At 72.0% G+C, this 20,923-nt stretch carries 20 protein-coding genes; 11 read left to right on the plus strand and 9 right to left on the minus strand.

Features of this window, described 5'->3' with window-relative positions; genetic code table 11:
- Positions 1–1,809, minus strand: coding sequence for a long-chain fatty acid--CoA ligase (locus J1M64_RS13505; protein ID WP_206474445.1), 1,809 nt, complete (start codon positions 1,807–1,809; stop codon positions 1–3).
- A 174-nt stretch (positions 1,810–1,983) separates the two neighbouring features.
- Here J1M64_RS13505 and cysK point away from each other — a divergent pair, with 174 nt between their 5' ends.
- The 5 genes from cysK (at position 1,984) to J1M64_RS13530 (ending at position 6,082) form a co-directional block, all read left to right on the plus strand.
- Positions 1,984–2,919 (plus strand): cysteine synthase A, encoded by a 936-nt coding sequence (gene cysK / locus J1M64_RS13510; protein WP_206474446.1) that lies wholly within the window; start codon positions 1,984–1,986, stop codon positions 2,917–2,919.
- Complete coding sequence (gene epsC, locus J1M64_RS13515; protein ID WP_206474447.1) at positions 2,919–3,527, plus strand: serine O-acetyltransferase EpsC; 609 nt, start codon at positions 2,919–2,921, stop codon at positions 3,525–3,527. The genes cysK and epsC overlap by 1 nt, the downstream gene beginning before the upstream one ends.
- Before the next feature lie 92 nt (positions 3,528–3,619).
- Positions 3,620–4,942 carry a glycosyltransferase 87 family protein gene (locus tag J1M64_RS13520; RefSeq protein WP_206474448.1) on the plus strand — a complete coding sequence of 441 codons (1,323 nt, stop codon included), beginning with the start codon at positions 3,620–3,622 and terminating at the stop codon, positions 4,940–4,942.
- A complete protein-coding gene (gene fdhD / locus J1M64_RS13525; protein ID WP_206474449.1) occupies positions 4,890–5,711 on the plus strand; it encodes a formate dehydrogenase accessory sulfurtransferase FdhD in 822 nt (273 codons plus the stop codon). Before J1M64_RS13520 ends, fdhD begins: the two co-directional genes overlap by 53 nt.
- A gap of 50 nt (positions 5,712–5,761) precedes the next feature.
- On the plus strand, positions 5,762–6,082 hold the full coding sequence (locus J1M64_RS13530; RefSeq protein WP_206474450.1) for a rhodanese-like domain-containing protein: 321 nt from the start codon (positions 5,762–5,764) through the stop codon (positions 6,080–6,082).
- 15 nt (positions 6,083–6,097) lie between these two features.
- Here the strand turns inward: J1M64_RS13530 and J1M64_RS13535 are convergent, their stop codons facing one another.
- Entirely contained in the window at positions 6,098–6,745 is a 648-nt protein-coding gene (locus J1M64_RS13535; RefSeq protein ID WP_206474451.1) for a TetR/AcrR family transcriptional regulator, read from the minus strand.
- A 164-nt stretch (positions 6,746–6,909) separates the two neighbouring features.
- Here J1M64_RS13535 and J1M64_RS13540 point away from each other — a divergent pair, with 164 nt between their 5' ends.
- Entirely contained in the window at positions 6,910–8,124 is a 1,215-nt protein-coding gene (locus tag J1M64_RS13540; RefSeq protein WP_206474452.1) for an oxygenase MpaB family protein, read from the plus strand.
- On the opposite strand, the gene J1M64_RS13545 is transcribed toward J1M64_RS13540, so the two are convergent.
- Complete coding sequence (locus tag J1M64_RS13545) at positions 8,115–9,659, minus strand: MFS transporter (RefSeq protein ID WP_241261518.1); 1,545 nt, start codon at positions 9,657–9,659, stop codon at positions 8,115–8,117. The genes J1M64_RS13540 and J1M64_RS13545 overlap by 10 nt on opposite strands.
- A 94-nt stretch (positions 9,660–9,753) precedes the next feature.
- Between J1M64_RS13545 and J1M64_RS13550 the strand changes: the two genes are divergently transcribed.
- The 4 genes from J1M64_RS13550 to J1M64_RS13565 all read left to right on the plus strand — a co-directional run bounded on the left by J1M64_RS13550 (position 9,754) and on the right by J1M64_RS13565 (position 14,103).
- Complete coding sequence (locus J1M64_RS13550; RefSeq protein ID WP_172812124.1) at positions 9,754–10,341, plus strand: TetR/AcrR family transcriptional regulator; 588 nt, start codon at positions 9,754–9,756, stop codon at positions 10,339–10,341.
- Positions 10,338–12,155 (plus strand): NTP transferase domain-containing protein, encoded by a 1,818-nt coding sequence (locus J1M64_RS13555; protein WP_206474454.1) that lies wholly within the window; start codon positions 10,338–10,340, stop codon positions 12,153–12,155. Before J1M64_RS13550 ends, J1M64_RS13555 begins: the two co-directional genes overlap by 4 nt.
- A gap of 123 nt (positions 12,156–12,278) precedes the next feature.
- Entirely contained in the window at positions 12,279–12,980 is a 702-nt protein-coding gene (locus J1M64_RS20425; RefSeq protein WP_307872445.1) for an Rrf2 family transcriptional regulator, read from the plus strand.
- On the plus strand, positions 12,877–14,103 hold the full coding sequence (locus tag J1M64_RS13565; protein WP_307872449.1) for a globin domain-containing protein: 1,227 nt from the start codon (positions 12,877–12,879) through the stop codon (positions 14,101–14,103). The genes J1M64_RS20425 and J1M64_RS13565 overlap by 104 nt, the downstream gene beginning before the upstream one ends.
- A gap of 46 nt (positions 14,104–14,149) precedes the next feature.
- Here the strand turns inward: J1M64_RS13565 and J1M64_RS13570 are convergent, their stop codons facing one another.
- A complete protein-coding gene (locus tag J1M64_RS13570) occupies positions 14,150–14,287 on the minus strand; it encodes a hypothetical protein (protein WP_167457859.1) in 138 nt (45 codons plus the stop codon).
- An 87-nt stretch (positions 14,288–14,374) separates the two neighbouring features.
- On the opposite strand from J1M64_RS13570, the gene bluB reads away from it, so the two are divergent.
- Positions 14,375–14,983 carry a 5,6-dimethylbenzimidazole synthase gene (gene bluB, locus J1M64_RS13575; protein WP_154829511.1) on the plus strand — a complete coding sequence of 203 codons (609 nt, stop codon included), beginning with the start codon at positions 14,375–14,377 and terminating at the stop codon, positions 14,981–14,983.
- A gap of 19 nt (positions 14,984–15,002) precedes the next feature.
- Here bluB and J1M64_RS13580 read toward each other — a convergent pair whose 3' ends face one another.
- The 5 genes from J1M64_RS13580 to moaA all read right to left on the minus strand — a co-directional run bounded on the left by J1M64_RS13580 (position 15,003) and on the right by moaA (position 20,914).
- Complete coding sequence (locus J1M64_RS13580; RefSeq protein ID WP_206474456.1) at positions 15,003–15,917, minus strand: VOC family protein; 915 nt, start codon at positions 15,915–15,917, stop codon at positions 15,003–15,005.
- Positions 15,918–16,050: 133 nt separating this feature from the next.
- On the minus strand, positions 16,051–18,711 hold the full coding sequence (locus J1M64_RS13585; RefSeq protein ID WP_206474457.1) for a multicopper oxidase domain-containing protein: 2,661 nt from the start codon (positions 18,709–18,711) through the stop codon (positions 16,051–16,053).
- A 39-nt stretch (positions 18,712–18,750) separates the two neighbouring features.
- A complete protein-coding gene (locus tag J1M64_RS13590; RefSeq protein ID WP_307872446.1) occupies positions 18,751–19,536 on the minus strand; it encodes a substrate-binding domain-containing protein in 786 nt (261 codons plus the stop codon).
- A gap of 27 nt (positions 19,537–19,563) precedes the next feature.
- Complete coding sequence (locus J1M64_RS13595) at positions 19,564–19,827, minus strand: MoaD/ThiS family protein (protein ID WP_227022118.1); 264 nt, start codon at positions 19,825–19,827, stop codon at positions 19,564–19,566.
- A 31-nt stretch (positions 19,828–19,858) separates the two neighbouring features.
- Positions 19,859–20,914 carry a GTP 3',8-cyclase MoaA gene (gene moaA / locus J1M64_RS13600; RefSeq protein WP_374220856.1) on the minus strand — a complete coding sequence of 352 codons (1,056 nt, stop codon included), beginning with the start codon at positions 20,912–20,914 and terminating at the stop codon, positions 19,859–19,861.
- Positions 20,915–20,923: the final 9 nt, after the last annotated feature.

Genomic DNA, 20,923 nt, shown 5'->3' on the forward strand with positions numbered 1-20,923 from the left:
TCACGCGTACATGCCCTCGATCTGCCCGGCGTAGTGCTCCGCGACCACGTGCCGCTTGACCTTGAGGGTCGCGGTCAACTCGCCCGAGTCCTCGGTGAAGTCGCGGGGCAGTACGACGAACTTCTTGACGCCCTCGGCGTGCGAGACCTGCCGGTTGGCATCGTCCACGGCGGACTGGATCTCGGCGCGCAGCGCGGGGTCGGTGACCAGGTCCTCGGCCGGCCGGTCGCCGTGATCGGCCTCCGCCGCCCAGTTCCGGAGCTCGACCTCGTCCACCGTGATCAGCGCGGAGACGAACTTGCGGGCCTCTCCGATGAGGACCGCGTGGCCGACGAGTCGATGCGCCCGGATCGCGTCCTCGATCTGCCCCGGCGAGACGTTCTTGCCGCCGGCGGTGACGATGATCTCCTTGGCGCGACCGGTGATCGTCAGGTAGCCGTCCGGGTCGAGCGAGCCGAGGTCACCGGTGGCGAACCAGCCGTCGCGGATGGCCTCGGCGGTGGCCTCCTCGTTGTTCCAGTAGCGGTCGAAGATCAGCTCGCCGGCCAGTTCCACCTCACCGCTGTCGGCGATCCGGACGCTCGTCCCGGCCACGGGTCGCCCGACGGTGCCGATGCGCTGGCAGCCGGGGCCGTTCACGGTGGCGGCGGCGGTGCTCTCGGTGAGCCCGTAGCCCTCGTAGACGGGCACGCCGGCTCCGCGGAAGAAGTGCGAGATGCGGTCGGGCAGGGCGCCGCCGCCGGAGATGGCGTACTCACAGCGGCCGCCGAGCGCCTCGCGGATGGCCCTGTAGACGAGCAGGTCGAGAGCCTTGTACCGGGCGGCGTGCAGGAGCGAGGGTCGGCGGGCGTCGTCCAGCCCGTCGTTGCCGCGCAGCCGGCTGTCCTCGATGGCGACCGCTTCGGCGCGCTCGAAGATCCGCCTCTGCACCGCGCCCTTGGCGGCGGCCTTCGTGGCGATCCCGTCGCGCACCTTCTCGAAGACGCGTGGGACCCCGAGGATCATGTGCGGCCGGAAATCGGCGAAGCGCGGGAGGATGGTGGAGGTGTCGTCCCAGAAGCCGACGGTCGCGTCACCCAGGTAGACGGTGTAGGTCACGGCGCGCGCGAGCACGTGGGCCAGAGGCAGGAACATCAGGACCTTCTTGCCCTGCTGCGCCATCGACCCGATGGGGTGGTCGAGCAGCGCGTGACACTCCGACAGGAGATTGCGGTGGGTGATCACGCAGCCCTTGGGCCGTCCGGTGGTGCCGGAGGTGTAGATGATCGAGGCGGGGGTGTCGGGTCCGAGAGTGGCCAGCGCGGCGTCGAGGGTCTCGGCCTCGACCCCCAGGCCCTCGGCCTCGAGGGTCTCGAGGGCGCCGTCGTCGAGGTAGAGGATCCGGGTGCAGGTGTCGGGGACCGTGGTATCTCCGACGACGACGACGTGGTCGTCGTTCTCGGCCACGAGGACCTTCGCAGCAGAATCGGCGAGGATCCATTCGAGCTGCCCCGCCGAGGACGACGGGTAGATCGGCACGGTGATGGCTCCGGCGGTCCAGACGGCGAGGTCGACCAGCACCCATTCGAGGCGGGTTCCGGCCATGAGCGCCACCCGGTCCCCGGGCTCGACGCCGGCCGCGATGAGTCCGGACGCGATCGCGTCCACGCGCTCGACGAGTTCGGCGTTGGAGACGGATCGCCACCGGCCGTCGCCGTGGTGTTCGAACGGGACCGCGCGCGGTTCGGTGGTGGCGCGCCCTCGCGCCACCACCGGGATCAGGTCGGAACGTGTGAAGGTTCGCTGGGCGGGGACGGTGATCTCGCGCATGCCGGAGGCGGCCTTTCGGGCGACGACGAAAATGGAGCGCAGTCGATTATCGGCCCGTCGGGCGCCCGTGGCAATCAGGGGACCATTCCCTGATCGCATCCTCGTGCCATGTCGTCCCATCACGTACACTCACCGATAGACAGACCTGTTCATTCTTCAGAACGGAACCCCCACATGGCGCAGATCTACTCCGACATCAGCGAGACCATCGGCAAGACCCCGCTGGTCCGCCTCAACTCCCTGACCGAGGGACTGCAGGCCACCGTCCTGGCCAAGCTCGAGTCCGCGAACCCGGCCGCCAGCGTCAAGGACCGCATCGGCGCGGCCATCATCGACGACGCGGTGGCGTCGGGCGGCCTCAAGCCGGGCGGTACCATCGTCGAGGGCACCTCGGGCAACACCGGTATCGCGCTGTCCATGGTCGCCGCGGCCCGCGGATTCAAGGCCGTCATCGTCATGCCCGACACCATGTCGGTCGAGCGCCGTGCCGTCATGCGCGCCTACGGCGCCGAGCTCATCCTCACCCCCGGCTCCGAGGGGATGAAGGGCGCGGTCGCCAAGGCCGAGGAGGTCGCGGCGACCCGCGAGAACGCGGTCCTGGCCCGGCAGTTCGCCAACCCCGCGAACCCGGACGTCCATCGCCGCACCACCGGCCCGGAGGTCTGGGAGGACACGGCCGGGGAGGTCGACGTCTTCGTGGCCGGCATCGGCACCGGTGGCACCATCTCCGGCGCCGGCGGCTACCTGCGCGAGCAGAAGTCCGACATCAAGATCGTGGCCGTGGAGCCCAAGGACTCCCCGCTGCTGACCGAGGGCAAGGCCGGTCCGCACAAGATCCAGGGCCTGGGTGCCAACTTCGTGCCCGAGATCCTGGACCGCGAGATCTACGACGAGGTCGTCGACGTGACCCTCGAGGACTCGCTGGAGATCGCCAAGCGTCTCGGCAAGGAGGAGGGCATTCTCGCCGGTATCTCGTCCGGTGCCAACGTGTGGGCCGCGCTCGAGATCGCCAAGCGTCCCGAGAACGCGGGCAAGACCATCGTCGTCATCGTGTGCGACTACGGCGAGCGCTACGTCTCCACGATGCTGTTCGAGGACTACCGCGACTGATGTCGGGAACCTCCGACCGCCCGGTGGGGTTCTGGCGCACCCTGCGCGAGGACCTCGCCGCGGCGCGCGCCCACGACCCGGCCGCCCGCGGTGACGTCGAGAACGCCGTCGTCTACTCCGGCCTGCACGCGATCTGGATCCACCGTCTGTCCCACCGCCTGTGGAACGCGGGCGGGTTCGGTCGCACCGCCGGACGCGTCCTGTCCCAGTTCGCCCGATTCCTCACGGGGATCGAGATCCATCCCGGCGCCACCATCGGCCGACGGTTCTTCATCGACCACGGGATGGGCGTCGTCATCGGTGAGACCGCGGAGATCGGCGACGACTGCATGCTCTACCACAGCGTCACCCTCGGCGGGGTCTCGCTCAAGCAGACCAAGCGTCATCCCACGCTCGGCGACCGCGTGACCGTGGGCGCCGGCGCGAAGATCCTGGGTCCCGTCGAGATCGGCGACGACTCCTCGGTCGGCGCCAACGCCGTCGTCGTCAAGAGCGCCCCCGCCGACTCGATCGTCGTGGGCATCCCGGGCGAGGCACGGCCGGCCAGGTCCACCAAGGAGGAACTGCGCGACGCGCAGTTCTACATCGACCCGGCCATCTACATCTGAGCCGGATCCCCTCGAGAAGACCGTTCCGCACGCATCGTCCGAGTGACGGCGTGCGGAACGGTCTTCTCGTCGACGGACTAGGCTCTCCGGCTGTGCGGACGATTCCCACCACCTACTGGCTGCGCGCCCCGCTGGCGCTGCTGGCCCTCGCCTCGGTTGTCATGGTCCTGCGGGCGCCCGACGAACGGACCCCGTGGTGGGGCATCACCGGGAACTTCCTCGACGTCAACGTCTACCGCTGGGGCGGCAGCGCCGTCCTGAACTCGATCCCGTTGTACGACGGACTGCTCACGGGTGACGACTCCGGACGCTTCTACCCGGAGATGCCGTTCACCTACCCGCCGTTCTCCGCACTGCTGTTCACCCCTCTGGACCTGGTGACCCCGCGGCTCATGGAAGCGGCGTGGCTCGCGCTGACCCTCGTCCTGCTCTACCTCGCGGTCCGGATGTGCCTACGCGCGCTGGACTACCGCCCGGACCGGGTCACCGCCCAGGTCTCGCTGTGTCTCGCGCTCATCGCCCTGTCCACCGAGCCGGTGCGGACCACCGTGTGGTTGGGCCAGATCAACATCGTGCTGCTGGTGGCCGTGCTGGCCGATCACCTCGCCTGGAGGTCGGGCCGCCGGTGGGCGGGGATCGGTTCGGGCCTGGCCGCGGGCATCAAACTCACCCCGGCGTTCTTCTGGGCGCACTGGGTCCTCACCGGACGCTGGCGGATGGCCGTCGTCTCCGGGGCGGCGTTCGGCGGCACCGTCGCCCTCGGCTTCCTGCTGATCCCCCGCGACGCCGCGGACTACTGGTCGGGGACCCTGTTCGAGTCCCAGCGGATCGGGCACGACGCCATGTTGGCCAACCAGTCCCTGCGGGGTGCCATGGCCCGTCTCGCCGGCACGGAGATGGCGCCCACCTGGGCGTGGCTGCTCGGGGCCGCGGCGGTGGCGGTCGTCGGCCTGGGCGTCGCCGCGCTGGCCCATCGCGCCGGGCACCAGCTCCTCGCCCTGACGTTGGCCGGACTGACGATGACCATGGTCTCTCCGTTCTCCTGGGGCCACCACTGGGTGTGGTTCGTCCCGCTACTCGTGCTGACCGTGCACTACGCGATCGCCGCCCGGCGCTGGTATCTCTGGCTGCTGCCGGCGCTGCTCTGGGCGGCCACCGCGAACTGGGTGCAGAGCTTCCCCGACCCGAACTTCCCGGACGACCGCTGGGTGGCGATGGGCCTGTTCATGCTCGGCGGCGACATCCCGCCGGTCATCTACACCGTGATCACCAACGCCTACCCGCTGACCTGGTCGGCGGCGGTGGGGCTCGCCGCCCTCCTGCTCGTACGCCCCGGCCCGGACGGCGCTAGGCTGCGCGACTATGGGACGGCGGACGACTCGACACCCGGCGCGCAGGATCCTCGCCGCGGGTGACGTCAGACGAGAGGTGGCGACGCTCGCCGTCGAGGAACCACTCGAGATCAGGGTCGGCGGCCAGCCGTTCGTCGTGACCATGCGGACGCCGGGCGACGACATGGACCTCGCGGCGGGGCACCTGGTCTCCGAGGGGGCCGTCTGGAACCGCGAGCACCTGCCCGAGATCTGCTACTGCACCACCGTCAGCGGACGGACCGAACAGGACTACAACACCCTCACCGTGACCCTGTCACCGGACATCCCGGAGCCCCGCTCCGCGCGGGCGTCAACGATGAGCAGCGCCTGCGGCGTGTGCGGCGTGGACTCGATCGACGAGGTCCGGCGCTCGACCCACTTCCCGGCCGAGCCGGCGGAGCCGCTCATCGATCCCGCGGTCCTGCTGTCCCTGCCCGACCGGCTCCGCGAGCACCAGCGGGTCTTCGACAAGACGGGGGGCGTCCACGCGGCGGGGTTGTTCACTCCCACCGGCGAACTGCTGTGCCTGCGTGAGGACGTGGGACGGCACAACGCCGTGGACAAGGTGGTCGGCTGGGCGTTGCGCGAGGGGCGATTGCCGCTGCGCGGGACCATCCTGCAGGTCTCCGGCCGGGCCTCGTTCGAACTCGTGCAGAAGGCGTCGATGGCGGGGATCCCGCTCCTGTCCGCGGTGAGCGCGCCGTCGTCGCTGGCGGTGGACCTCGCCGCCGAGACCGGCGTGACCCTGGCCGCCTTCAGCCGGGTCGACCGCGCCACCGTCTACTCCCACCCCGAGCGTATCCGCGACTGACTCCATCGCACCCCTGGCGGACTTGATACCCCCTGGGGTATATTTCGGGCATGGTTTCCACGACTGACATAGACACGTTCGCCTCCCACCACCAGCAGGGCGCCCCGCTCATCGACGTCCGCGAATCCCACGAGTACGTCGCGGGCCACGTCCCGGGCGCGCGCCTGATCCCCCTGGGCGATGTCGCCTCCGCCCCGGACATCGCGCCGGAGGGGACCACCGTCTTCGTGATCTGCGCGTCCGGCAATCGCAGCAAGTCCGCCTGCCGGACGCTGGAGGCCCGGGGCATCCCCGCCGTCAGCGTCGACGGAGGGACCAAGGCCTGGGCCGCGAGCGGACGGCCCGTGGTCACCGGGCCGGACGCCTCCTGATCGGATCGACCGGCGTCAGCCGGGGCGATACTCCAGCATCGGCACGAGGAACTGCCGCGCGATTCGGGTGAGGTCCGCATCGTCGGAGAGGTCGACCACGTCGGTGGGGATGGTGAGGAAGGACGCGGAAACGCGGACGAACATCTCGGCCGCCAGGTCCACGTCCAGATCGGGGTGCACCTGCCCGGCGCGCTGTTCGGCGGCCAGTCGCCCGGCCACGAAACGACGGACCGTGGCGATCATCTGGCCGTCCTTGCCGATGAGGGAGCCGATCACCGAATCGGGCTCACTCTCCAGCAGGCTGCCGAGCAGCGGGTTCTCACCGAAGGCGCGCAGCGCGCTCACAAACGCCACGACCACCCGGTCCGCGGCGGTCTCGCAGTGCCGGACCTCCTCCGCGAACCTGTCGAAGTAGCGCTGAAACTCGCGCAGCACCACCTCGTCGACCAACGCATCCTTGGTCTCGAACTTGCGATAGACGGTGATCCGGGCCGCCTTGGCGCGACGAGCGACCTCCTCCATGGAGGAATGCCGGATCCCGCGGGTGCAGAACAGGTCGTAGGCGGCATCGAGGATCCGCGCGCGGGTGGCGTCCTCGGATCCGGCGCCGGACACGGTGGAGGTGTCGCGCCCGTCGGCCGGGCCGACCCGCGCAGCATCCATGCGCCCCCCTCCCCGCTCCGGCCGTGTCGTCACCATCAGTTCTACCGTCAGCTCGACCACCCCCTTGTGTCCTACGTCACACACTGTTAGAAATGGTACTACGAGACGGTGAATGTTTCATTGCATCATTCGCCGTCGACCATCTGACAGACGGGACACCGCCGATGGAAGAACTGAGCAGACGATCCCTGTTGCGCGCCGGGGGAACGCTGGGCGCGGCCGGGGCACTAGCGGTGGCGGTGCCGTGGACCTGGGCGCCCGCCTGGTCTCTACCGGGCCAGGGCAGCGGCGCCGACCCGCACCACGTGTGGGACCCAGAGGCCGACGACCTGGTCGCGGGCCTCATCGACAGGGGCGAGGTCCCCCGGGTCAACGACATCCTGCGGGGCTGGACCAGGAATGCGCAGCCGATCCCGGACGGGTTGCCCGGCGATCTGCGGGACTTCCTCCAACGCGCTGTCCGACTCCCCGAGTGGGCAGACCACCGCAAGCTCGCGGACGCCGTGCGGTTCAACGAGAAGCGCGGCCTCTATCTCGGCGTGCTCTACGGGTTCGCCAGCGGCATGATGAGCACCGTCATCCCCCGTGAGGCGAGGGCCGTCTACTACTCCAAGGGCGGCTCGAACATGAAGTCGCGGATCAGCAAGACGGCCAAGCTCGGTTACGACGTCGGCTCACGGAACGCCTTTCAGCCCGACGGCGAGATGGCCGTCACCGCGGTCAAGACCCGCCTGTCGCACGCAGCCGTCCGCCACCTCCTCCCGCAGTCCCCCCATTGGGAACGCTCCGCGGACGAGGCCAAGCCCATCAGCCAGGCGGACATCATGGTCACCTGGCACAGCCTGCCCACCACCGTCATGCGCAATCTCCGCGCCTGGCAGGTGCCACTCGACCCGGCCGAGTCCGAGGGATTCCTGCACTCGTGGCAGGTCACCGCCTACCTGCTCGGCGTGGAGGACCAGTACATCCCCCAGAGTTGGGACACGGCCGACCTGCAGGCACAGCAGGTGCTCGACCCGATCCTCGCCCCGACCCCCGAGGGCATCAAGCTCGCCGACATGCTGCTGGACCTCGGGTACAACATCGACCTGACCCTGCTCTCCAGGCCGGTCCTCGGGGCCCTGACCCGCTTCATCCTCGGTGACCGGGTCGCCGAGTGGCTGCACATCCCGCGCGAGCCGGTCTGGAGCCCGCTGCTCGAGACCGCGTGGGGGCCGTTCGTCGCCATGCGGGAGGGTCTGCTCACGGCGGGTCTCCCGCCCGAGACGTACTGGATGATCGACGAACTCCTCCGTCAGTTCGTCCTCTACTACATGGCCGAGCTACGGATGCCGATCACCATCGAGATCCCTACCTTCAACAATCCGAACTACCGCTGAGCCACCCTCAAGACGCTCTCCTCCGGGTCCGTCTCCGGGTCCCCGAGCGCGACGTACCCGCGACCGGGCGCGACGAACAGCAGCAGGACCGCCGCGCCCGCGGCCACCATCCCCAGGGCGAAGAGCGCCGACGAGATACCGTCCGCGAAGATCGCGGCGGCCGCGTCGACGACGGCCTGCCCCGCCGGCCCGGCCGCGGCGCCGAACTCGCGGGCACCGGCGAAGGAACTCTCGACCGCCTGCCGGCCGGCCTCGGGGACGCCGGGCAGGACGTCGACGATCCCCGCGGCGTAGCGCCCGGCCAGGATGCTGCCCGACAGCGCGATCCCGATCGCGGCGCCGACCTCGCGCATCGCGTCGTTGACGGCGGCGGCCACGCCCTGCTCGTCGGACGGGATGTCCGAGACGATCGCCGACGTGGCAGGCGCGGTCGACAAGCCGAGTCCGATACTCGCGACGAGCATGGGCCAGAGGATGTCCCAGTACCCGGAATCCACCGACAGCCGGGAGAGGAAGACCATCCCGGCGGCGATGGCCCCCACGCCCACCACGGACACCGCCCGCAGTCCCACGGCCGCGGTGATGCGCGGAGAGAGCAGCGAGAAGATCATCACCGGCACGACCATCGGAGCCAGGGCCAGCGAGGCGGACAGGGCGTCGTAGTCCTTGACCAGCTGGAGGAACTGCACGATGAGCAGGAAGAACCCGAAGATGGTGAGGAACTGCAGCGCCACCGACACCGAGCCGGTGGTGAATCCGCGCCGGCGGAAGTAGCGCACGTCGAGCAGGGGGTCCGCGACGCGCAACTCGACCAGGACGAAGGCCACGACGCTCACCGCCGCCACGACGAGCGCCCCGATGACCAGCGGCTCGGAGTAGCTGGTGTGCGCGCCCTCGATGAGCCCGAACACCACCCCGCCCACGGCGAGGGCGGAGAAGACCGCCCCGAACACGTCGGGCCGCCCGACGCGGGAGGCCACGGACTCGCCGATGGTGAAGGCGGCGATCAGGACGACCAGGCCGATGACGGCGTACACGCCGAAGATCGCCTTCCAGGTCCACACCTTGAGCATGAGCCCGGAGCCGAGCAGGCCGATGATGCCGCCGACCCCGGCGAAGCCGGCCCACATGCCCACGGCCGCACCCCGGCGATCCGACGGGAAGCTCGCCGTGAGCAGGGACAACGTGGAGGGCATGACGAAGGCGGCACCGACACCGGCCACCGCACGGAGCATGATCACCCACAGCGGCGAGTCCAGCCACAGGGGCAGCGCCGAGGAGACGGTGAACAGCACCAGGCCCACGATGAGCGTGGCCCGGCGGCCGAAGCGGTCCCCCAGCGCACCGGCGGTGAGGACGAGCGCCGCCAGCGCCAGCGTGTAGGAGTCGACGATCCACGTCAGCTCGGCCTGGGTGGCCCCGATGTCCACGGCGATGTCCGGCAGGGACGTGTACAGGGCGGACATCGTGGCCACCACCAGGGACACGGCCACGAGGTTGACGACCAGCAGCCACCGCCGCCGACCCGCGCTCATCTCCAACACATCTGCCCCCGCTCCACGGAAACGATACCGTCGGTATCGCATGGTGCGCCCACCCTAGAGCACCGGACAGGCCACAATGGAGGCCATGTCGACCCCGGATCCGCGGCGCGCCCGCTCGCAGGGCAAGTTGCTCGACGCGGCGGCGTCGCTGTTGCTGTCCGGCGGCGCGGCGGCCGTGACCGTCGACGCGGTGACCCGGCTGTCGGGGGTCGCCCGCACCACCCTGTACCGCAACTTCCCGTCGACGGACTCGCTCATCGCCGCGGCGTTCCGGCGACTGCTGCCCACCCCGACACGCCCCCCGGCCGACCTGCCCGTCCGGGAGCAGCTCGTGCACCTGGCCGCCTCGATGACGCAGCTCATCCAGGACGCGCCGCTCCAGCAGTCGATGTTGGGGTGGCTGGCGATGGGCCGCGACGCCGGTGACGACGACGAGGTGGGCAGGCTCCGCCGCAGCGTGGTCGAGTCCTATACCGAGCCTCTGCACGCCGTCCTCTCCGATGCGGAGGAATCCGGAGCCCTCATCCCCGGCGACCGCGATCTGGCCGTGGCGCAGCTGGCCGGCCCCGTCGTCCTGGCCCGGATGATCGGCCTGCGCCCGTACACCGATCAGGACGTGGAGCGACTCGTCGACGACTTCCTCCGCGGCCGCCTGGCCGAGGACGCCGGATGACGGACGGCGGCACCTCGGACAGTGCTACCGCGGTCGCCGTCGGCGCGATCGTCCTCACCGGGGGTCGCGCGAGTCGCCTCGGCGGGGTCGACAAGGCGCGACTGGCGGTGGCGGGTCGGCCGATGGTCGAGGCGGTGCTCGGCGCCGCCCGGGCGGTGGCGGGCCCCGTCCGCACCGTGGGCCCCGGGGGCGACACCCGCGAGGATCCGCCCCACTCGGGACCCGTCGCCGGGATCGCCGCGGGACTGCGGGCGCTCCCGCCGTCGGTCGACCTCGTCGTCGTCGTCGCCTGTGACCTGCCGGACCTCGACGCCGCCACCCTCCGCGCCCTCCTCGCCGCGCTCCGGCCCGCCGCCACCACCCACGCCCCCGGCGCGGCACTCGCTGTCGACGTCGCCGGGCACGACCAGTACCTCCTCGCCGCGTGGGACCGCCGCGCCCTCGCCGCGCGCCTGGCCGCCCTGGAGGCCGACGGCGGCGTGGGCGGGCGACCGGTACGGGCCCTGTACGACGACGAGGAGGTCGTCCGCGTCCCCGTCGGCGACCCCGCGCGCGACGTGGACACGTGGGCCGACCTGGCCGGACACGGACCGGTCGCGCTCCCACAGGTGGGGGCGGTCCTGCGCGCCGGGCTCACCCCGCTGCCGGCGGACGTGCGCCCGCCCCTGGCAGCCGTCGGCGCGGTACTCGCCTCACCGCTGGTCGCCGCGGACCCGATGCCGCGGGGGCCGGTGTCGGCGATGGACGGTTACGCGCTGGCCGGGCCCGGCCCGTGGCGACTGACCGGCGCCGCCCGCCGCGCCGGGGACGGCTCGTCGGCGACGCTGACCCCCGGCACGGCGGCGCCCATCGCGACCGGCGCCCTGGCCCCCGCCGGCTGCGATCGCGTGCTGCGGCACGAACTGGTGACGGTGACCCCGGCCCGCACCGGCCCCCCGGTGGTCACCGCACTGCCGGGGGGCGACGGGGTGAACGACCTCCGCCCCGTCGGCGAGGACTGGCCGGTCGGTCACGAACTGGCCCCGGCGGGGGCGGTGCTCGACGCGGCGCTGGCCTCCGCGGCCCTGTCCGCGGGGGTGATGGCCGCACGGGTCCGGGGGCCGGTACGCGCGGCGGTGGTCACGACCGGTGACGAGGTCCTGCCCGCCGACACGCCCGCGCCGCTTCCGCCGGGCCGGATCCGCGACACTGTGGGCCCGCTGCTCGGCGGGGTCCTGGCGCGGGCGGGGTTCGCCGGCGTCGGCCCGCCCGGGCACTGCGCGGACACCCCGGACGCGGTCGACGCGCTGCTCGGCGGCGGCCCCGGGTCCGCGGACGCGGCGGCCGGCGATGTGGTGGTGCTGGTGGGCGCCACCGGCCGCGGGGTGGCCGATCTGCTGCGCCCGGCCCTGGCGCGCGCGGGCGCGCGGATCGTCCTCGACGGGGTCCGTGTCCGCCCGGGAGGGTCGCAGCTCGTGGCCGTCCTCGCCGACGATCGAGTCCTGCTGGGACTACCGGGTAATCCGCTGGCGGCGGTGTCCGCGGCGGCGACCACGGGCCGGGCGCTGGTCGACGCCCTCACCGGACGCCAGCGCACGCCCGCGTCGGGGCGCGTCCCCGGGCTGGCCGGCCTGGCCTCCCCGGGCCGCTCGCGGATCCTGCCCGCCCGACCGGACGGCGCCGGCGGCTGGCACCTGGCCGGCCGCGTGCGCACCGCGCACCTGGCGGATCTGGCGGGCGCGCCCGCCCTGGCCGTGGTGCCCGAGAGCGGGGGACCCGGCGCCGGGGCCGGGGCCGAGGCCGACGACCTCGTGGAGATCATCGACTGGATCTGACCGGCCCGCGGCGGGGCGTTCCCGCAGGTCGGAGGGTGGCCCCAAATGACCAGTTCAGAAGGTATTTGAGATCACCGGCAGCAAATGCGCCCGGCCAGCTCGCAATATGGCACGCTCGGCGTTGTGCAGCTGTCCCGGTCCTCCGATCTCGCGCTCCGCGCTCTCATGCGCCTCGCCGTCGCCGATGAGCGCGGCGACCGCATGACCGCCGCGGCGATCGCGGAGTCGGTGAACGCCTCGACCTCCCACGTGGCCAAGATCGTCTCCCGACTCGTCGACCTCGGCCTCGCCGAGTCCCGGCGTGGCCGGGGCGGGGGGCTCGTCATCACCGAGGCGGGCCGACACGAGTCGGTCGGGTCATTGCTGCGCGAACTGGAGGGCCCCGGCGAGGTCGTCCAGTGTGAGGGCCCGACGCCCTGCCCGCTCGCGGGCAACTGCGGTCTGCGACGAGCTCTCGTCGACGCCCGCGAGGCGTTCTTCGCCGCCCTCGACCCCCTCACCGTCGAGGGCATCGTCCGGGCACCCACCCGGCAGGTGTCCCTCAGCCTCGCCACCGCCCCACGGCCGGACCCCGGCCCGGGGTCCGGCCGTGGGGCGGTGGCGAGGCCCCCACAGCCCGGCCCCCACGGTGCCCGGGCCACCCCGTCACGCCCCGAGAAGGAGATCCCCCATGACCACGTCGCTCACCACCCTGGAGTCGATCCTCGCGCACCCCCGCGAGCTGTCCGAGGAGCACGCCGCCGTCGTCCGCGCGACCCTGCCGGTCATCGGCGCCCACATCGACGAGATCACGCCCGTCTTCTACCGGACAATGTTCGCCGATAACCCCGAACTCCTCCGCGACACCTTCAACCGCGGCAACCAGAAGCTGGGCGCCCAGCAGCGCGCGCTCGCGGCGTCGATCGCGACGTTCGCCTCCCTGCTGGTGGACGGCCGGAGCCCGGTCGACATGCTCTCCCGGATCGGGCACAAGCACGCGAGCCTCGGCATCACCCCCGACCAGTACCAGGTGGTCCACGACTACCTCTTCGGCGCGATCGTGGAGGTCCTGGGCGAGGCGATCACCCCAGAGGTCGCGGCGGCGTGGGACGAGGTCTACTGGATCATGGCCGCCGTCCTGGTGGACTTCGAGAAGGCCCTCTACGCCGAGGCGCAGGTGGAACCGGGGGACGTCTTCCGCATCGCCACCGTGATCGCCCGGGAGGACGTGACGGATTCGGTCACCGTGTTCACCCTCGGTGGTCCCGACGGCGAGCCGCTGCCCGACTTCCGCCCGGGCCAGTACACCTCCGTCGGCGTGGTCCTCCCCGACGGCGCGCGCCAGCTGCGTCAGTACTCCCTGTCGACGGCACCGGGCGACGGCACGTGGCGCATCGGCGTCCGCCGGGTCGACGCCGAGGTCCGGGGCGGGCTCGGCTGCCCCGCCGGCGAGGTCTCGGGCTGGCTGCACGCCCACGCCCAGGTCGGCACCACGATCCAGGTCACCCTCCCGTTCGGCGACCTCGTCCTGGACGCCGCCGGGATCGGCCGCGACCAGGACGCCGCGCCCGTGGTCCTCTGCTCGGCCGGGATCGGCATCACCCCGATGCTCGGGATGGTCGCCCACCTGTCGGCGACGGAGGACACCCGTCGCGTGCTCGTCCTGCACGCCGACCGCTCGCCGGCCGACCACGTCCTCGCCGAGGAGGTCGCGGGCGAGTCCTCGCTGCTCGCCGACGCCGAGGTGCACACCTGGTACGAGGACGGCGCGGACACCGTCGCCGGACCGGGCGCGGTCCACCGGGGATTCATGGACCTGGCGACGGTCGAACTCCCCGAGGGGGCGCACGTCTTCCTCTGCGGGTCGACCGGGTTCCTCCAGTCACTGCGCCCGCAGTTCCTCGAGGCCGGCGTACCCGCCGAGCGGCTCCACGCGGAGCTGTTCGCCCCGAACGACTGGCTGGTGTAGTCCCGCCGGCGTGGGCCCGGATCAGCTCCGGCCGGGCCCACGGCGATCAGCGCCGGCGGTTGCGCATCTTCTCCGCGAACTCGCGGGCCTTGCGCTGGTTCTCGGGCTTCGAGGCCTCGCGCTTGACCACCTGTACGGCCTTGAGCGCGATCCCGCTCCTCAGTGCATTGCGTAGGAATGCCATCGTGTACCTCCATGTCCGGGGGCGCCAGTCTAGAGTCGGTGGGCCCCTACCGCGACCGGCCGAGAGTGGAGTCCGAGGAGTACGGATATGAGAAGTGACGGCGACGCCCTGTGGCGCATCCTGTCGACCCGCCGCGACCATCGTCACTTCCACCCGACACCGGTCGCGCGGGAGACCATCGAGCGACTGCTCGAGGTCTTCGCGGTCGCGCCGAGTGTCGGACTGAGCCAGCCGTGGCACGTCACGGTGGTCGAGGACCGCGCCGTACGGGAATCCATCCACTCCGGCTTCCGCGCGGTCCGCGCCGCCGAGGCCGAACGGTTCGGCGGCGAACGCCGCGAACTGTACGACTCGCTCCGCCTGGAGGGCATCCTCCAGGCGCCCGTGGGCCTGGTGGTCAGCCATGTGCCGCCGCCGGGTCCGATCCTCGGGACCACCAGCGTCCCGGCGGCGACCGAGTACAGCGTGGTCGCCGCGATCACCCTGTTGTGGCTGGCGGTGACGGCGGAAGGCCTCGGTATGGGATGGGTGAGTCTCGTGGAACCCGGCCATCTCTCCGACAGCGTGCGGCTTCCGCCGGGCGCACGCCCTCTGGCCTACCTGTGCCTCGGGTACCCTGCCCTCGAGCTGGACGAACCACTGTTACAGACCGTCGGGTGGGGACGTCGTTCCCCGCTGTCCGTCGACTGGGTTTGACCACGCCGCGGAGCCGGGGTCAGTCCTGCTCGACCCCGACCTCGATGAGGGTCCCCCACGGGTCGTCGAATCGCAGGACCGCACCGTCGTGACGTGTCTCGATCCGGTGGTCGGCCAGTCGCTGCCGGAGTGCGTCGACATCGTCCGCGGTGGGCAGCTCGATGTTCACCCGGCCCAGGCCCAGGGCCGCCGCGCGCGGGCCGGCGCCGGCCGTGCCCCAGGTGTTGACCGCGATGTGATGGTGGTACCCGCCGGCGGCGATGAACAGTGCCGAACCGACGTCGCTCATCACCTCGAAGCCGAGGGCGTCGACGTAGAAGTCGCGGGCTGTCCCGATGTCGCCGACCTGGAGGTGGACGTGCCCCAGTGCCGCGGACGTCCCGATCGACGAACCGGCGACCGGCGGGGTGAGGTGCGTGCGCAGGAAGGCGTTGGGGTCCAGCGGGTTGGTGGCCACCTTCAGCAACCCGTGGGGCTCGGTGGCCCAGGTGTCGCGGGGCCGGTCGGTGTACAGCTCGACACCGTTGCCCTCGGGGTCGTCGAAGTAGAACGCCTGACTGTAGAGGTGATCGGCGCTGCCGGTGAAGGATCTCGGCGCATGCCGGGCGACCGAGGCGACGGCCGCGGCCAGCGACGGCTCGTCGTCGAACAGCACCGCGGTGTGGAACAGTCCGGCCTGCCCCTGCCTGCGCGGCGGCAGCTCGGGCATGCGGCGCATCCGCACGATCGGTCGACCCGCCCGGCCGAGCACGGCGGTCTCGCCGGTCTGCTCGAGCACGTCCAGGGCCACGCCGTCGGCGTAGAACGCGATCATCGAGTCCAGGTCCCGGACCAGGAGTTCGACCGCGCCCATGCGCGTGTCCGCCGCGAGCAGGTCGTCGGCCGGGCGCTCGGCCAGGCTGCGGGGATCGGGGTTCTGGACGTAGACGGGCATGGTGCCCTCCTTGCTCTCGGCATCGCGGTCGCGTGATGTGTCATCTATATCAACCGGCCCACCCGCTCGCCTATTCCGTGATGCGTCACCCACCCCCGCGGGACCGCCGGCCGGGGCGCCTACTCCGGGGCGCCTACTCAGTGACGTCGAGGAAGCCCGCCGCGCCCTTCTCGGCGTCGGCGAACGAGTGGTCCACGAACGTGTAGCGCCCGGGCTCGACGAAGGTCATCTCCACGAACCCGCCCTGCGACGGGGCCAGGTCGAGCGCCTGTGCGCCCCCGTTCCCACTGCCGAAGGCGTCCCGCCCGTCCCGCAGCAGGTAGGCGCCCTCCTTGTACACGGTGTCGAACTGTGACCCCACCACGTGGAAGCTCGTCCCGTCACTCGGTCCGGCCGCCACCACCCACACGCGCACGGTCTCGCCGACCCGGGCGGTCAGCGGGTCCCGCCGGTACTGGGTCGCGTGCCCGTTGAACATCACCAGGTCGGGCTGCCCGGCCGCGATCTTGCCGGAGTCGAACGGCTCGTCCCCGGCGCCGAGGTACGACTCGGACTGGACCAGGGCGTACTCGCGCTCCACCTCGGGCAGGCCCGGCGGGTCCACGATGAGCGCGCCGAACATCCCCGCGGCGACGTGGCCGCTCATGGGCGCGGTCGCACAGTGGTAGAGCCAGGCGCCGGCCCGGGTCACGGTGAACCGGTACTCCAGCTCCTCGCCCGGCGGGATCGTCCGCATCACCTCGTCGGGACTGACGTCGCCGGCGTGGAAATCGATCGAGTGTCCGATGGTCCCCTCGTTGCGGAGGGTGACGATGAACGTGTCACCCACCGTGCCGCGGAGGGTCGGGGCCGGCAGCCCGCCGTTGTAGGTCCACACGGGCCGCACCACCCCGGGCGCGAGTTCGTCGGTGGTCTCCTCGACCGTGAGGGTGATCCGGTGTTCGCGGCCCGTCGGGGCGGGCGCGAGGGCCGGGTCGCGGGTCACGAACTCGTCGGAGGGCGGGGCCAGCACATCGATCGCCTCGGCGGGGGCGATGCCCACGGCGCCCCCGGCCCCACCATGGGCGTCGTGCCCGGCGGCGGGATCACCGCCCTCGACCCGGACCTGGAAGGTCATGCCCATCGCCCTGTGCCCGGCGATCGTGCACCATCCCTCGAGGGAACGCCCGACCACGCCGGCGTCCACCGTGGCGGTTCCGCCCGGGTCGACCCTGCCCGAGCCGGCCCCGTTGGTCAGGTACAGATCGTGCACCGTCGTGTCGTCGTCGTTCGTCAGTTCGATCACCAGCCGGTCGCCGGCGGGGACCGTCACCGTGTTCGGTTCGAACCTCATCCCCACCGCCGCGACCTCCACGGTCGTCGTGTTCCCGGTCGGCGTGACCGACGCGGCCTGATCGGTGCGGCGGAGTGGCGAGGACGGGTCGGCGGCGAGCGCGGCCCCCGTGGCGAGGACCACCACCAGCGCGGCGGACAGCGCGCCGACCAGATTCCGCCGACGGCCGGGGGCGATCTCCGGCCGGGACGTGCCCGGGGTGACGCGGGCGGGCTTCTCGCCGGCCTCGCGGGCCGCGGCCGCGCCCCGGATGACGGCCAACTGCGCGCGGACGGCGCGGATCATCACCGGCAGGAACAGCGCGAACCCTCCGAACGCCAGCGTGGAGCCGACGACCCGGGTCCAACTGGTCCCACCGGGCACGAGGAAGACGACCAGGCCGGCGTTGACCAGGACGAGGCGGAAGGCGACCAGACGGTTCATCTCCACCATCCCCGCCCGCACCGCCGCCGGACCACCCCGCATCACGGTGGGCATGAGGAAGCTCATCGCCCCGAAGAGGATCTGGGCGGCCGCACCGGCGAGCAGCGGGGTCGTCACCTGTCCCAGTTCGCCGATCCGGCCGGTCGCGACGAGCCACGTCGCCCACCCCAACGACACCGGCAACCACACCAGCCCACACGCGATACTCATCGAGGCGAACTCCCGCGGCGGCGCCGTGCGCGCGGTGCGGACGAGGTGGACCAGGTGCCACAGCACGGCCAGCAGGTACACGCCCAGTGCCGTGGCGGTCACCGGCGTCACGCCCGCGAGCGAGCCCGCCGCGGCCACCACCACCGCGACCGACATCACCCCCAGGGACCGGACCGCCGCCGCGTCCTGGCCGGCGGCCATAGGGGTGCGCAGTACCGTCGCCCAGAAGGTCACCAGGGTGGTCAGGACGGTGATCCCGACGAACCCCAGGACGTTGACCGCGAGGTGGAACGCGTGCAGGCGGACGGCCCACTCCCCCGGGACGCCGACCCCCATGAAGGCACCGGCCACCGCCCCGGCGGGCAGGAACGCGGCCGCCACGGCGTAGTACCGGACGATCGGCCGGAACCGGGTCGGTGCCGCCGCCCGCAGCTGCCCGACCAGGTCCACGACGTACCAGGCCACCGCGCCGCCCACGACCGTGGCGCCGGTGACGATCGGGATCGGCCACGACCCGATCATGCCCACGACCAGGACCACGATCCCGGCGTTGAGCAGCATGATCCTGCGCACCTGGAGCGCGCGTGACGCCTCCGGGGGTCGCCGGTGCAGCAGGGTCTCGGTGAAGTGCTGGCCCCACACGAGGATCGAGTTGGTGAGCAGGCCGAGGGTGAAGACGTGGATGATCGTCCACGTCGCGGCGGGCACCCACCGGTGGACCACACCCAGCAGCACGAGGGCGATCAACCACAGCTGCACGGGCCGGGTCGCCCGGCGGTGCCACGACCCCTTCCGCCGGGACGGGGTCCGGGGCGCCGCGGTGTCCATACCGCCGAGTCTAGGTCCGCCCCCCGACCGCGCAGACGCCTACGGCGACAACGGCGCCAGCCCGGCGTTCTCGAGGGCGCGACGGCCGCGGTCCGACGTCACCAACTGGAGGAACTCGTTCGCGGCCGCGCGCTCGGCCTCGGCGTCGGGGCCGTCCTCGGCGCCCGGGATCCTGGCCACCGTGTACCGGGTCGTACCGGCGGCCTGCGCCAGTTCCCTGTCGCGCTGGTCGACCTCGGCCAGCGCCACCCAGCCGTGGGACGCGGCGACATCGGTGCGGTAGACGATGCCCACGTCGAGTTCGTGGTCCGCCAGGCGGGCCGCGAGAGCACGCGACCCCGGATCACGGGCGACGTCCGCCGGGGTCGCCACGCCGGCCACGGCCAACAGCGACTCCGCTGCGCGGCCGCAGGGGACGTCCAGTGCACACAGCCCCACCCTCAGGTCGGGCCGTTCCAGGTCACGGAGGCCCGTGACCTGGCGCGGATTGCCGGACGGGACCGCGACGACGACGTGGTTGCGGGCGAACACCGTCGGTTCGACCGCGACTCCCTCATCGACGAGCCACTGCATGGAGTCCTCGTCCGCGGAGGCGAAGACGTTGATGTCGTCGCGGTCGGGCATCCCCTCGGCGATCGTGTCGGAGCGGCCCAGTTCCAGACTCACCCGGACACCGGGGTGCTCGTCCTCGAAGAGGTCGATCATCTCGGTGAACGCCTCGGACAGGGACGGCGCGGCGGCGACCCCGAGGGTCATGCCGGGGGAGTCGGGCTCCGGCTCGGCGCACGCGACGATTCCCGAGCACGCCAGGGCGAGGGCGAACACGCTGACAGCCCGGCCCCGGTTCACCGATCAGCCTCCGGCGAAGGGAGGCAGCACGTCCACCTCGGAGACGCCGTCGATAGAGGCGTGGGGGTCGCGGGTCGTCTCCTCACCCACGAGGAACGACGACACCGTCACGATGCTGGCCAGCGGCTCACCGTGTCGCTCGCAGACCTCTCGCGCCAACTCCCCGACGGTCGTGGCCTGTGTGTGCAGCCGTTCGCGGGCGGTACCCGCGGCGTCCTCGGCGGCCGCGTAGTACCCCACGGTGATCACTCTCGGTGTCCTGCTCACGACGTCAACCCTATCCTCCGGCACTGACACGTCAACCACCTATGGCGCCCATCGACCGTCGCGGCCTGTGGAAGGCGGTGCCGCCGATGCCGTGTCCTGCCTGCTTGCCCCACATCGCGCCGCGCCAGACCTCGGCGATCTCGTGGTCGGGCGCGCCCGACCTCAGCACCCCGAGGACGTCCGTCTCGTCGTCGCTGAACAGGCACGACCGCACGGTCCCCTCGGCGGTGAGGCGGGTCCGGTCGCAGGCGGCGCAGAAGTTGCGGGTGACGGTCGCGATCACCCCGACCGTCGCGGGAGCATCTCCCACGGTGCGTCCGGCGACCCGCCACATCTCGGCCGGCGCAGACGGGTCCTCGCGCCCGGCGGGAACGAGGTCGAAGCGGGTGCCGAGGGAGTCCAGTACGTCCTGCGCGGTCACCATCTCGGCGCGCGACCACGTGTTGTCGGCGTCGAGCGGCATCTCCTCGATGAAGCGCAGTTGCACGCCCTCCGCCAGGGCCCACTCCAGCAGGTCGGGCGCTCCGGGCAGGGTCGCCCGCAGGGGCACCGCGTTGACCTTCACCGGGTCCAGGCCGGCCTCGACCGCGGCCCGGACGCCCCGCAGGACGGACGGCAGCCGGTCCCGGCGGGTGAGTTGGGCGAACTCGAGGCGGTTGACGGTGTCCAGGGAGATGTTGATCCGGTCCAGACCGGCCTCGACCAGCGCGCCGACCCGGTGTTCGAGCCCCACGCCGTTGGAGGTCATCGCGATCGGCAGGTCGGGGCACTCGGCCCGCGTGCCGGCGATGATGCGCTCGAGGTCGGCCCGCATGAGGGGTTCGCCCCCGGTGAAGCGGACCTCGTGCACGCCCAGCTCGCGGTGCGCCAGGGCGACCAGCCGGATCACCTCGTCAGCGGTCATCCGCGCGGCGTCCGGGATGGGCGGCAGCCCTTCCTCGGGCATGCAGTACGTGCAGCGCAGCGAGCACTTCTCGGTCAGCGAGACGCGGAGGTCGCGGGCGACGCGGCCGAAGGAGTCGACGAGCAGCGGGGTGGCGGGGCGCGTGGAGGGGCTGCGGGTGTCCGGTTCGGTCACGGCGCCCACCTCCCTCCG

It is taken from the genome of Dietzia sp. KRD202 (genome assembly GCF_017168155.1).
GTDB lineage: Bacteria > Actinomycetota > Actinomycetes > Mycobacteriales > Mycobacteriaceae > Dietzia > Dietzia kunjamensis.

What these genes read in the sequence shown, in the direction of transcription:
- J1M64_RS13585 (WP_206474457.1), bottom strand. Translation starts at nt 18,711, where the DNA reads ATGGACACCGCGGCGCCCCGGACCCCGTCCCGGCGGAAGGGGTCGTGG.
- J1M64_RS13555 (WP_206474454.1), top strand. Translation starts at nt 10,338, where the DNA reads ATGACGGACGGCGGCACCTCGGACAGTGCTACCGCGGTCGCCGTCGGC.
- epsC (WP_206474447.1), top strand. Translation starts at nt 2,919, where the DNA reads ATGTCGGGAACCTCCGACCGCCCGGTGGGGTTCTGGCGCACCCTGCGC.
- J1M64_RS13530 (WP_206474450.1), top strand. Translation starts at nt 5,762, where the DNA reads ATGGTTTCCACGACTGACATAGACACGTTCGCCTCCCACCACCAGCAG.
- J1M64_RS13570 (WP_167457859.1), bottom strand. Translation starts at nt 14,287, where the DNA reads ATGGCATTCCTACGCAATGCACTGAGGAGCGGGATCGCGCTCAAGGCC.
- J1M64_RS13580 (WP_206474456.1), bottom strand. Translation starts at nt 15,917, where the DNA reads ATGCCCGTCTACGTCCAGAACCCCGATCCCCGCAGCCTGGCCGAGCGC.
- cysK (WP_206474446.1), top strand. Translation starts at nt 1,984, where the DNA reads ATGGCGCAGATCTACTCCGACATCAGCGAGACCATCGGCAAGACCCCG.
- J1M64_RS13545 (WP_241261518.1), bottom strand. Translation starts at nt 9,659, where the DNA reads ATGAGCGCGGGTCGGCGGCGGTGGCTGCTGGTCGTCAACCTCGTGGCC.
- J1M64_RS13535 (WP_206474451.1), bottom strand. Translation starts at nt 6,745, where the DNA reads ATGGATGCTGCGCGGGTCGGCCCGGCCGACGGGCGCGACACCTCCACC.
- bluB (WP_154829511.1), top strand. Translation starts at nt 14,375, where the DNA reads ATGAGAAGTGACGGCGACGCCCTGTGGCGCATCCTGTCGACCCGCCGC.
- J1M64_RS13540 (WP_206474452.1), top strand. Translation starts at nt 6,910, where the DNA reads ATGGAAGAACTGAGCAGACGATCCCTGTTGCGCGCCGGGGGAACGCTG.
- J1M64_RS13550 (WP_172812124.1), top strand. Translation starts at nt 9,754, where the DNA reads ATGTCGACCCCGGATCCGCGGCGCGCCCGCTCGCAGGGCAAGTTGCTC.
- J1M64_RS13505 (WP_206474445.1), bottom strand. Translation starts at nt 1,809, where the DNA reads ATGCGCGAGATCACCGTCCCCGCCCAGCGAACCTTCACACGTTCCGAC.
- fdhD (WP_206474449.1), top strand. Translation starts at nt 4,890, where the DNA reads ATGGGACGGCGGACGACTCGACACCCGGCGCGCAGGATCCTCGCCGCG.